The 11,662-nt window shown below is 41.2% G+C and carries 14 protein-coding genes; 4 read left to right on the top strand and 10 right to left on the bottom strand.

The features are described from left to right. Positions 1–14: 14 nt before the first annotated feature. The 9 genes from B4W83_RS06835 to B4W83_RS06795 all read right to left on the bottom strand — a co-directional run bounded on the left by B4W83_RS06835 (position 15) and on the right by B4W83_RS06795 (position 7,412). Positions 15–188, bottom strand: coding sequence for a hypothetical protein (locus B4W83_RS06835; RefSeq protein ID WP_083022249.1), 174 nt, complete (start codon positions 186–188; stop codon positions 15–17). Positions 189–409: 221 nt separating this feature from the next. Further along, complete coding sequence (locus B4W83_RS06830; RefSeq protein WP_000143368.1) at positions 410–1,219, bottom strand: purine-nucleoside phosphorylase; 810 nt, start codon at positions 1,217–1,219, stop codon at positions 410–412. Beyond that, positions 1,216–1,779: a DUF1697 domain-containing protein gene (locus tag B4W83_RS06825; protein ID WP_000199113.1), complete on the bottom strand. Its 564-nt coding sequence runs from the start codon at positions 1,777–1,779 to the stop codon at positions 1,216–1,218. Before B4W83_RS06825 ends, B4W83_RS06830 begins: the two co-directional genes overlap by 4 nt. A 1-nt stretch (position 1,780) precedes the next feature. Next, on the bottom strand, positions 1,781–2,992 hold the full coding sequence (locus B4W83_RS06820; protein ID WP_000033103.1) for a phosphopentomutase: 1,212 nt from the start codon (positions 2,990–2,992) through the stop codon (positions 1,781–1,783). A gap of 13 nt (positions 2,993–3,005) precedes the next feature. Then, the gene (gene rpiA / locus B4W83_RS06815; RefSeq protein WP_000429303.1) at positions 3,006–3,689 is read right to left on the bottom strand and encodes a ribose-5-phosphate isomerase RpiA; all 684 of its coding nucleotides are present in this window, start codon (positions 3,687–3,689) and stop codon (positions 3,006–3,008) included. Positions 3,690–3,970: 281 nt separating this feature from the next. Beyond that, a complete protein-coding gene (locus tag B4W83_RS06810) occupies positions 3,971–4,843 on the bottom strand; it encodes an NAD(P)H-hydrate dehydratase (RefSeq protein WP_000863091.1) in 873 nt (290 codons plus the stop codon). A 140-nt stretch (positions 4,844–4,983) separates the two neighbouring features. After that, on the bottom strand, positions 4,984–5,841 hold the full coding sequence (locus tag B4W83_RS06805; protein WP_000192111.1) for a bifunctional methylenetetrahydrofolate dehydrogenase/methenyltetrahydrofolate cyclohydrolase: 858 nt from the start codon (positions 5,839–5,841) through the stop codon (positions 4,984–4,986). Between the two features lie 153 nt (positions 5,842–5,994). Continuing rightward, complete coding sequence (locus B4W83_RS06800) at positions 5,995–6,729, bottom strand: amino acid ABC transporter ATP-binding protein (protein ID WP_000136055.1); 735 nt, start codon at positions 6,727–6,729, stop codon at positions 5,995–5,997. Further along, positions 6,729–7,412, bottom strand: a complete 684-nt coding sequence (locus B4W83_RS06795; protein ID WP_001011644.1) for an amino acid ABC transporter permease — start codon at positions 7,410–7,412, stop codon at positions 6,729–6,731. The genes B4W83_RS06800 and B4W83_RS06795 overlap by 1 nt, the downstream gene beginning before the upstream one ends. 190 nt (positions 7,413–7,602) lie before the next feature. Between B4W83_RS06795 and B4W83_RS06790 the strand changes: the two genes are divergently transcribed. The 3 genes from B4W83_RS06790 to B4W83_RS06780 all read left to right on the top strand — a co-directional run bounded on the left by B4W83_RS06790 (position 7,603) and on the right by B4W83_RS06780 (position 10,903). After that, the gene (locus tag B4W83_RS06790) at positions 7,603–7,833 is read left to right on the top strand and encodes a DUF1797 family protein (RefSeq protein WP_000443574.1); all 231 of its coding nucleotides are present in this window, start codon (positions 7,603–7,605) and stop codon (positions 7,831–7,833) included. A gap of 229 nt (positions 7,834–8,062) precedes the next feature. Next, entirely contained in the window at positions 8,063–10,321 is a 2,259-nt protein-coding gene (locus B4W83_RS06785; RefSeq protein ID WP_000882510.1) for an ATP-dependent Clp protease ATP-binding subunit, read from the top strand. Positions 10,322–10,444: 123 nt separating this feature from the next. Beyond that, positions 10,445–10,903, top strand: coding sequence for an NUDIX hydrolase (locus B4W83_RS06780; protein WP_007284881.1), 459 nt, complete (start codon positions 10,445–10,447; stop codon positions 10,901–10,903). On the opposite strand, the gene B4W83_RS13420 is transcribed toward B4W83_RS06780, so the two are convergent. Further along, positions 10,900–11,046, bottom strand: a complete 147-nt coding sequence (locus tag B4W83_RS13420) for a hypothetical protein (RefSeq protein ID WP_023938216.1) — start codon at positions 11,044–11,046, stop codon at positions 10,900–10,902. The two genes, B4W83_RS06780 and B4W83_RS13420, sit on opposite strands and share 4 nt — an antisense overlap. A 67-nt stretch (positions 11,047–11,113) precedes the next feature. Between B4W83_RS13420 and B4W83_RS06770 the strand changes: the two genes are divergently transcribed. Next, positions 11,114–11,413 carry a DUF1827 family protein gene (locus tag B4W83_RS06770; protein ID WP_000767186.1) on the top strand — a complete coding sequence of 100 codons (300 nt, stop codon included), beginning with the start codon at positions 11,114–11,116 and terminating at the stop codon, positions 11,411–11,413. Positions 11,414–11,662: the final 249 nt, after the last annotated feature.

The raw sequence follows: 11,662 nt of genomic DNA, 5'->3' as shown, positions 1-11,662 counted from the left end.
TCCTTGTCCCCTATCTAGGACAAGACTGAGAAATTCAGAAAGTAATACTCTTCGAAAATCTCTTCAAACCACGTCAGCGTCGCCTTACCGTAGATATGGTCACTGACTTCGTCAGTCTTATCTACAACCTCAAAACTGTGTTTTGAGCAACCTGCGGCTAACTTCCTAGTTTGCTCTTTGAATTTCATTGAGTATAAATTCATTCTTATCTCTTCTTATCATACTAGTCTGCTTGGCTAGGAAGCTAATGCTAGTATCCTAGAATCTTGTCTTTCACAATGCTAACTATCAGACTCTTTCAGTTACAAGAGTAGGAAGAAACCCATAGTCTACCTATGTTTCTTCTTTGTTCCGAATAGGCAGTCAATCATGAAAAGGTAGAGGCATTCCCCCTTTTAAATCTTTTTTCTTACAATTCTGCAAGAATCGCTTTAAGCAAGCCTTTGAAATCACCTTTAACACGTTCAGTAACTTCTACAACTTCTTCGTGGTTGAGTTCTTCTTGGAAACCAGCCGCAAAATTAGTGATACATGAAATACCAAGAACTTTCAAGCCAGAGTGGGCTGCCACGATCACTTCAGGAACCGTAGACATACCGACTGCATCAGCTCCCAGTGTCTTATAAGCGCGAATTTCTGCTGGTGTTTCATAAGTCGGACCAGTTACACCGATATAGACACCTTCATCAAGCTTAATACCAAGTTTTTTAGCCACTTCATGGGCAGTAGCACGGTATTCTGGTGTGTAGGCCTTAGACATATCTGGGAAACGAGGACCAAAGTCATCCAAGTTTTCACCCATCAATGGGTTCTGACCTGTCATGTTGATATGGTCTGAGATAGCCATCAAAGTACCAGGACCATATCCAATACCACCAGCTGCATTGGTTACAATGACACCTTCACATCCAAGAACTTTCATGACACGAACTGGGAAAGTCACGACTTCTAGAGGATTGCCTTCGTAGAAATGGAAGCGACCTTGAAGAGCCAAGACCTTGCGCCCTGCCAGTTCACCATATACCAATTTCCCAGCGTGACCAACTACTGTAGAGCGGCCCCAGTTTGGAATATCCGCATAGTCTACTACAACTGGATTTTCGATTTCTTCTGCCAATTCTCCAAGACCTGACCCAAGGATTAGACCGAACTCAGGCGCTTGAATTCCCTTGTCTTTCAGGAAAGCAGCTGTTTCATTGATTTTGTCTAAAAATGTCATTGTGTATTTCCTTTATTATTATTTTTAAGCATTTGACCGATTTTGTCAAAGGTTTTTGCATTGCGAATTGTAATATTGCGATAGAAAGGCATCTTGAGCAAGTACTTGTGATAGGCAGTCTTAGAGTAGGTTTCCTCAGAGAATTTTCCCCAGAAAATCCCAAGTTTTCCAAAATGAAGCACCTCATCTTTCAGCTCTAAACTTTCAACTGTCGCGATGACTTGATCTACGTCCAAACCCTCAGTGTAAAAGAGAACGTCTTTTCTTGCCAAGTCTTCGTTCCACCAAGCTGGTAAATTTTCAAGTTCATCTTCATAGTCTTCTTGACTCAGTAGGGAAAAACTCTGAATAAATGGATAATGGATTTCAAAGAAAGTCTCTAACTTTTCAACCAATTGGGCTTTGGGAGCTGTCGAAGTAAAGAAAATGTTGCCACTGTTGATGTAGGTTTCAACCTTTTCCAGTCCCAAGTCTGTCAATTCTTGACGAAGCTCCGCCATGACGACCTTATTCTTGCCACCAACATTGATACCTCTAACCAGCAAAGCATAGCGCGTCATCTTATACCAATTTATCTAAGAAACTTTCACCAATCATGGCAGTTTCAACACCAAAATTATCCGCAACTGTTGCTGAGATGTCTGCAAAATGTCCAACTGGAATGACACCATTGCCTTTAAAGGCAGGGCTGTAGGCCAACAATGGAATATATTCACGAGTGTGGTCAGTTCCAGCATAGGTTGGGTCATTTCCATGGTCCGCAGTAATCAAAAGAAGATCATTCTCTCTCATGGCTGCGATAATTTCAGGCAAGCGTTCATCAAACTCATGCAAGCAATCACGGTAGCCATGAGCATTACGACGGTGTCCATAAAGGGCATCAAAGTCAACTAGGTTTGTGAATGAGAATCCTTTTTCAAACTCAGCAAGTCCCATAGTCTTCAATAGTGTATCAATTCCATGACTATTTGACTTGTTGTGACCCATGTCATGGTTGATACCAGCACCGTTAAAGATATCGTTGATTTTACCCACAGCATAAGTATCGATACCAGCCTCATTCAATTTATCCAAAACAGTTGGGGAAAATGGAGATACAGCCAAGTCACGACGGTTTGCCGTACGAGTGAAGTTACCTGGTTCACCTACATAAGGGCGAGCAATGATGCGACCAAGAAGGGCAGGACGCTCAAGGGTAATCGAACGAGCGTATTCACAGATACGGTACAATTCATCCAAAGGAATAATGTCTTCGTGGGCAGCAATCTGCAAAACAGGGTCAGCTGAAGTATAGATAATCAACTCTCCAGTTTCCATCTGACGTGGTCCAAAATCATCGATAACAGCCGTTCCTGAATAAGGTTTGTTGGCTTCACGAATAACCTTGCGTCCTGAGAATTCTTCGATTTTTGTCAGGATTTCTTCTGGGAATCCGTTCCAGAAAGTATCGAAAGGCTCAGTAATGTTGAGTCCCATGATTTCCCAGTGTCCAGTCATAGTATCCTTACCAAGAGATACTTCCTCTAATTTTGTTGCATATCCAGTTGGATTGCTTTCAGCTGCTACAGTCTTAAGAGGAGTTTCACGAGGAATATTTCCAAGACCTATTTTAGCCATGTTTGGGACATTCAAACCAACTGTTTTTGAAATGTGTCCCAGTGTGTCAGAAGCTCCATCTGGAACCCCTGCATTGACAAAGTTATTAGCATCTGGTGCTGCACCGATTCCTACAGAATCCAGTACCACCAAATGAATACGATTAAATTTAGACATCTTATGCCCCCTTCTATTTTCCTTTTTTTGAAGTTGAAATCTGAACTCCATCTCGTCCAGCAACGATTACCTTATCCACCATTTGGTTGAATAAACCATGCTCCACAACACCAACGACATGGTCCAATTCTTGTCCAAAAGCAATTGGATTTTCAATGACATCCAAGGCGAGGTCAATGATAAAATTCTGCATATCCGTCACAAAACGTTGGCCGTCTTTTTCACGGAAACTTGGTTTGTAGCCAGCTCGCTCAAAACGACGAAAGACTTGTTCTGCGCCATACTGAACCACTTCTACTGGCAATTTAAAAGCACCTAGTTTTTCGACCAGCTTGCTTTCATCCACCACCCAAATGTATTCTTTTGATGGTGTTGCGACCACCTTTTCCATGAGAAGGGCACCACCACCGCCTTTGATTCCGTTAAACTGACTATCCACTTCATCCGCGCCATCAACCGTCACATCGACAAAGTCTACTTGGTCAATAGACTTGAGCGGGATATTAAGGCCTTCTGCCTGTTTAGTGGTCACACTAGAAGTTGTTACAGCTGTAATCTGCAATCCTTCTTCCTTGATACGACGACCGATTTCTTCTACAAAATAATAGGCAGTCGAGCCTGTTCCAAGTCCAACGACCATTCCATCGCTCACGAACTCAGCAGCCTTGATACCTGCCATTTTCTTCAGATTTTCCACCGATTTACCTCCATCATTCTCAGTTCTTATTCTACTATGAAATCGCTTTTTATTCAAGTAAAAAGATCAAATTTACATTTTTTATCAATCTTTCTTTGAAAACATGCATTTTATTTTTATAAAACGAATAAAAATGAATTTATCTTTTATGTATTTGCTTTGTTCATCTCTTTCCAGTTCCAAAAACAAGACCTTAACTTTGATACGTCTAGTTTAGCATTAAAGCAGGCGCATTTCAAGAATCATAAATTAAGAGAAGGAAGTGGGTTTATCTATCTATTTTAAACAAGTTTATCTTTGCTTACCCTCTCTTGTTGACAAATAATTTTCATTACTTTAGGAATACAATTACTAATCTCCGTTGGCAAAACCACATACTGTTCTTGAGCTAGTTCTTGGGCAATAGCTGAATGAAGATGGGTCGCTACCGTCACACATTCGTAGAGACTGGCCTGTCGGAATTGGCCTGCAAATCCTGCAATCATTCCAGCAAGAGTATCTCCCATCCCCCCAGTCGCCTGATAGGGACCGCCGACCTGTAACTGGTAATAATCAGATTGGCTAGCTTGCCAAATACGAGTAGCCGGACCTTTCTCCACCAAAATTGTTCCTTGAGGAAATGAAGTCAGGGCACTAGCTGTTGCATCTTCCTTTTGCTTTTCAATAGCAATACCAGACAGCTTTTCCCATTCTTTTTGGTGGGGAGTTAGGATAAGCTGGTTAGACGGAAACGACAAACTTGTCCTAGCAAGAATGGTCAGGGCACCACCATCTACAATCAAAATCTGATTCTGTTTTAAGCTAGCAAAGACCTGTTTGACTAGATCTTCTCCAAAAGCATCGTCTCCTAAACCAGGTCCCAGCAAGACAACTTCTGCCTTCTCCAACTGCTCTTTTAACAATTGCTTGTCTTGAAGAGAAAATGCCATAGCCTCAGGTAAATGGCTGTGCAGAGCTGGAATATTTTCCCTGTCCGTTCCAACGGTCACCAATCCTGCACCACTCTTAACAGCAGCTAGTGCAGCCATAATGATAGCACCTCCATAAGGATAAGTGCCACCAAGCAGCAGCAGACGACCATGGTCTCCTTTATGACTTGTACGAGAACGTTCAATAATAACTTTTTCTAGTAAAGTTTGATCAATCACTTTCATCGTTTTTTCCTCTCGCTTTTATTATACAACAAAAAGGAGGCGCAGACCTCCTTTTGTAATCTTATATCTAAAATTTAATACTCATTTCTGCCATTTCAGATATAGCTATAGAAAATACACTCTCTTCAGCGATTTTTCTCTTATTTTCTATCCAATGTCCGAAGTGCTGCCTGATAAGTTTGCTCCATTAGCATGGTAATGGTCATAGGGCCTACACCTCCAGGAACTGGTGTGATGTGGCTAGCAAGTGGGGCAACTGCCTCATAGTCAACATCTCCACAGAGCTTCCCATTTTCATCGCGGTTCATACCGACATCAATGACAACCGCACCTGGTTTGACAAAGTCAGCAGTCACAAACTTAGCACGACCGATTGCGACTACAAGAATATCTGCTTTAGCAGCCACCTTGGCAAGATTATGGGTGCGTGAATGGGTCAAGGTTACTGTTGCATTTTTGGCTAAAAGAAGCTGGGCCATGGGTTTTCCAACAATGTTTGAACGACCGATGACGACCGCATTTTTACCTTCTAATTCAATCCCATATTCATGAAACATTTCCATAATTCCTGCAGGTGTCGAAGGAATCATGACTGGATGACCAGACCAGAGACGCCCCATGTTTAAGGGATGGAACCCATCCACATCCTTTTCTGGATCAATAGACAATAGAACCGCCTCTTCATCAATGTGTTTTGGTAATGGCAACTGGACCAAAATCCCATGCCAAGCTGGATCCTGATTATATTTAGCAATCAGGTCTAACAATTCCTCTTGAGCAATGGTCTCTGGAACTCGCACTACTTCGCTACGGAAACCAGCCGCAAGAGCTGACCTCTCCTTGTTGCGAACGTAGACTTGGCTGGCTGGATTATCCCCAACCAAAATCACTACCAAACCAGGTACTAGACCTGTTTCTTCCTTTAATTTTGCAGTCTTTTCAGCCAATTGCCCCTGCAATTTGACCGCTAAAGCTTTCCCATCAATGATCTGTGTCATATCACTTCTCTTTTCTTTCAAATATCTTCCATTATAGCAAAAACTGCCTGCACCCCCTAACACTTATTTCCTAGGCTATCCTATAGTTTCAAACTATAAGAAAAATCTCTGGTTGAGCTTTTCACTAATCTTGTCTTGAAATTTTAAAATAGATTATAAAACCTTACTCAAGAAGTCTTTAGTCCGTTGTTCTTGGGTTTGTTCAAAAATCTGTTCAGGTATTCCGTCTTCAACAACCACACCGTCTGCCATAAAGATGACACGATCTGCCACCTCACGGGCAAATCCCATCTCATGTGTTACGATAACCATGGTCATTCCTGACTTGGCTAGATCTTGCATAACAGCCAATACCTCACCCACCATTTCAGGATCCAAGGCTGAAGTTGGCTCGTCAAAGAGTAAAACATCTGGTTCCATAGCCAACCCACGCGCGATAGCAATCCGTTGCTGCTGCCCACCTGACAAACTCTGTGGATAAGCGTCTGCCTTATCCGGCAAACCAACTTTTTCCAACAGCTCTTGAGCTCTCTTCTCAGCAACTGCCTTGCTTTCACCTTTGGTCTTGATAGGTGACAAGGTAATATTTTCCATCACAGTCATATTAGGAAAGAGGTTAAATTGTTGGAAAACCATGCCCATCTTCTCACGCATGGCAAAGAGGTCATTCTTCTTGTCCGTAATATCGACTCCCTCAAAGATAACCTTCCCCTTGGTTGCTTCCTCCAACAAATTCATAGAGCGAAGCAAGGTAGATTTCCCGCTCCCCGAAGGACCGATGATAACGACAACTTCTCCTCTTTTAATCTCGAGGTTGATGCCCTTCAATACTTCATTCTTTCCAAAAGATTTATGTAAATTTTCAATTTTTATCAAGATTTCTGTCATTATTTCTTATCTCCTTGTCCCATATGTTTTTCAAAAGCTTTCAAGGCTACTGTCAGAATAGAGGTCATAATCAAGTAGTAAAATGCTGCAAATAAAAGTGGTGTTAAAGGTAGATAGGTTGTTGTAGAAACTGTTGTAGCCCCATTCCACAACTCCATGACCCCAATAGCTGATAAGAGGGAGCTGTCCTTGATAATGGTGATAAATTCGTTCCCCAATGCTGGCAAAATATTTTTGATTGCTTGTGGCAAAATCACATACCGCATCGCATTTTTAGGACGAATCCCTAAAGAATAGGACGCCTCTAACTGCCCCTTAGGAACCGCATTAATCCCAGCACGAACAGTCTCAGAAACATAAGCACCACTGTTCATAGAAATAATCAAAATCCCTGGAATCAGACGAGAAAGATCAACACCCAAAATCCCAACCTGAATAGTCGGAGCATTGATGTGCATAAGAGCAAAGGTAATCATAATCTGAACCATCATAGGTGTCCCACGGAAAATCCAAACGTACAAGTTGGCCAGCCAAACAAGCGGTTTAAACTTTGAACGTTGCCCAAAAGCCAAGACAACCCCCAAAATGGTTCCCAAAATGACAACACAGATAGAAATAAGAACCGTCACAACAGCCCCATAGTTAAAATAAGGTAAATACTTAGGTAAAAAAGAAAAATTCATAGTCACACTGCTTTCTAAAATAGAATACTGTATGATTATAACGTATATTGAATTAAAATTCAAATCTTTTATCCAATTTATTTAAAAATCTTTAAACTAGCAGAATTAGCGAGAAATCTTAGTTTTTTTCTAGTCAAGTTGGCCTCCTTTATGGTAAAATAGTAACGATAAGAAATGAAGGAGAATCAAAATGGAATCACATTTGGTTAGAATCATCAACCGCCTTGAAGCAATGGCAAACGATGGCGGAAATTTAAAACGTAATTTTGAACGCGAAGGAGTTGTTGTTGCAGAAGTTGCGTACAGCCACGACGAAGAAAACGGCTCAATCTTTACCCTTCGTGACGTAGAAGCTCGCGAAACGTATACGTTTGATAGCATTGACTTAATTGCAATGGAGATTTACGAACTTCTCTACTAATCTAAAACAAGCTGGGATTGTCCCTGCATGTCTAACCAAAATCCTTTTTGTCTCACAAATAGGATTTTTTTATAGTCCAAATTCACAAAAATTTTCATTGCAACAACTTTTCAAAGCTGCAATCTTTTTACTTGCTTTACACCCCAATCCTGTTATAATGAGAGTATAGGAATTTGACTATTTTTGACCTTTAAACAGATCAGGATAAAGAAAGAAATGAGGTAGATGTATGCTTTGTCAAAACTGTAAAATCAACGACTCAACAATTCATCTTTACACCAATCTCAATGGAAAACAAAAACAAATTGACCTCTGTCAAAACTGCTACAAGATTATCAAAACAGATCCTAACAATAGCCTCTTCAAAGGTATGACGGATCTGAACAATCGTGACTTCGATCCCTTTGGTGATTTTTTCAATGACCTAAACAATTTCAGACCTTCTAGCAATACTCCTCCTATTCCCCCAACCCAATCAGGTGGAGGTTACGGTGGAAACGGCGGTTATGGTTCCCAAAATCGTGGTTCTGCTCAAACTCCACCAGCAAGCCAAGAAAAAGGCCTGCTGGAAGAATTTGGTATCAACGTAACTGAGATTGCCCGTCGTGGAGACATTGACCCCGTTATTGGGCGCGACGATGAGATTATCCGTGTCATCGAGATTCTCAATCGTAGAACCAAGAATAATCCTGTTCTTATCGGTGAACCGGGTGTCGGAAAAACTGCCGTTGTCGAAGGCCTAGCTCAGAAAATTGTTGATGGTGATGTTCCACATAAACTCCAAGGCAAACAAGTCATCCGTCTGGATGTGGTTAGCTTGGTGCAAGGAACGGGGATCCGTGGACAATTTGAAGAACGCATGCAAAAACTCATGGAAGAAATTCGCAAACGTGAGGACATCATCCTCTTTATCGATGAAATCCATGAAATTGTCGGTGCTGGTTCTGCGAGTGATGGTAATATGGACGCAGGAAATATCCTCAAGCCAGCCCTTGCTCGTGGGGAACTGCAACTGGTCGGCGCTACTACCCTCAATGAATACCGTATCATTGAAAAGGATGCTGCCCTCGAGCGTCGTATGCAGCCTGTCAAGGTTGATGAACCAACGGTGGAAGAAACAATCACTATCCTCAAAGGGATTCAAAAGAAATACGAAGACTACCACCACGTTCAATATACCGATGCTGCAATTGAAGCAGCTGCAACTCTTTCCAATCGTTACATCCAAGATCGCTTCTTACCTGACAAGGCCATTGACCTCCTAGATGAAGCTGGTTCTAAGATGAATTTGACCTTGAATTTTGTAGACCCTAAAGTCATTGATCAGCGCTTGATTGAGGCTGAAAATCTCAAGTCTCAAGCTACACGAGAAGAAGATTTTGAAAAAGCCGCCTACTTCCGTGACCAGATTGCCAAATATAAGGAAATGCAAAAGAAAAAGGTCACAGACCAGGATACTCCAATCATCAGTGAAAAAACCATTGAGCATATTATTGAACAGAAAACCAACATCCCTGTTGGTGATTTAAAAGAGAAAGAACAATCTCAACTCATCCATCTAGCCGAAGATCTCAAGTCTCATATTATTGGCCAAGATGATGCAGTCGATAAGATTGCTAAGGCTATTCGCCGTAATCGTGTCGGTCTTGGTACGCCTAACCGTCCAATTGGAAGCTTCCTCTTTGTCGGACCAACTGGGGTCGGTAAGACAGAACTTTCCAAACAATTAGCTATCGAACTCTTTGGTTCTGCTGATAGTATGATTCGCTTTGATATGAGTGAATACATGGAAAAACACAGTGTGGCTAAGTTGGTCGGCGCTCCTCCAGGTTATGTTGGCTATGATGAGGCTGGTCAATTAACTGAAAAAGTTCGCCGCAATCCATATTCTCTCATCCTTCTCGATGAAGTGGAAAAAGCTCACCCAGATGTTATGCACATGTTTCTACAAGTCTTGGACGATGGTCGTTTGACAGATGGGCAAGGACGGACCGTTAGCTTCAAGGATGCCATCATTATCATGACCTCAAATGCAGGTACAGGTAAGTCTGAAGCCAACGTTGGATTTGGGGCTACTAGAGAAGGACGTACCAACTCTGTTCTCGGTGAACTCGGCAACTTCTTTAGCCCAGAGTTTATGAACCGTTTTGATGGCATTATCGAATTTAAGGCTCTCAGCAAGGATAATCTCCTTCAGATTGTCGAGCTCATGCTAGCAGATGTTAACAAGCGCCTCTCTAGCAACAACATTCATTTGGATGTAACTGACAAGGTCAAGGAAAAGCTGGTTGACCTAGGTTATGATCCAAAAATGGGAGCACGCCCACTTCGTCGGACTATTCAAGACTATATTGAGGACGCAATCACTGACTACTACCTTGAAAATCCAAGCGAAAAAGACCTCAAAGCAGTTCTGACTAGCAAGGGAAACATTCAAATTAAGTCTGCCAAAAAAGTTGAAGTAAAAACTTATGAAAAAGAAGTATAAATCCTATAGAAAAGGAGTAGAAAATGAAAATTTTCTGCTCTTTTTACTAAAATAACTATAAGTTCTTGACAGCTCTGCCTTTGTCCATTATGATAATAATAAAGATACTAGATAATGAGGAAAATGCAATGGCAAACCCAACTTTCGGAGAAAAAAAAAGCAAATACAGACTATGTTGCACGCTATGGAGTGTATGCAGTTATCCCTGACGCTAAACAAAAACAAATTGTTCTTATTCAAGCACCTAATGGCGCTTGGTTCCTACCAGGTGGCGAAATTGAAGCAGGTGAAAATCATCAGGAAGCCCTAAAGCGTGAATTGATTGAAGAGCTTGGTTTCACAGCTGAAATTGGTACCTATTATGGACAGGCTGATGAATACTTCTACTCTCGTCATCGTGATACCTACTACTACAATCCTGCCCACCTCTATGAAGCGACTTCTTTCAAAGAAGTGCAAAATCCACTAGAAGACTTTAATCATATTGCCTGGTTCCCTATTGACGAGGCTATCCAAAATCTTAAACGTGGTAGCCATAAATGGGCCATCCAATCTTGGAAAAAACAGCATAAGATTGACTAATACTCTTCGAAAATCTCTTCAAACCACGTCAGCGTCGCCTGACCGTAGATATGGTCACTGACTTCGTCAGTCTTATCTACAACCTCAAAACTGTGTTTTGAGCAACCTGCGGCTAGCTTCCTAGTTCGCTCTTTGATTTTCATTGAGTATAAATCAAGCGACTTTATTCAAAAAGTGCTATAATAGAATTAGAAAATCGGAGGAAATATTATGAAGCTTATCAATACGACAAACTCACACTCGCAACTTGTAAAAAATCAGCTAGAAAGTACCGATGCAACCCTTGTTGAGGTTTATTCTGCAGGGAATACAGATGTTATTTTTACCCAAGCGCCGCTTCACTATGAAATCCTCATCTCAAACAAACACCGTGCTATTCGTGAGCCTGAAATCGAAACCATTCAAGAATTTTTCTTGAAACGTAAAATTAATAAGAACTCTATTGATGAAGCCAATATCAAGACACTCTACTCAGAGAAATTAATTGGAATTTCAATCCCAATCCAGTGAGGAAATTGAGTAAAAACTCTACTTGAGCGAAAGTCCAATAAGTCTTCCCACAATAAAACGCATAGTATTGAGGTACACTGTACACTCGCTATTATGCGTTTTTATATAGTAGATTGAAACTATAATAGTACACCTCTACTTCTAAAACATTGTTAGAAATCGATTTGACTGTCCTGATCGATTTGTCCTATTCTTATTTCATTTTATAGTCATTTAGTTTTAAAAAGCATTCCAAACATTCAAAAATAG

Origin of the sequence: Streptococcus pseudopneumoniae ATCC BAA-960 = CCUG 49455 (assembly GCF_002087075.1) — a bacterium.
GTDB classification, from domain to species: Bacteria; Bacillota; Bacilli; order Lactobacillales; family Streptococcaceae; genus Streptococcus; species Streptococcus pseudopneumoniae.
This window is presented reverse-complemented; position numbering and strand designations above follow the sequence as displayed.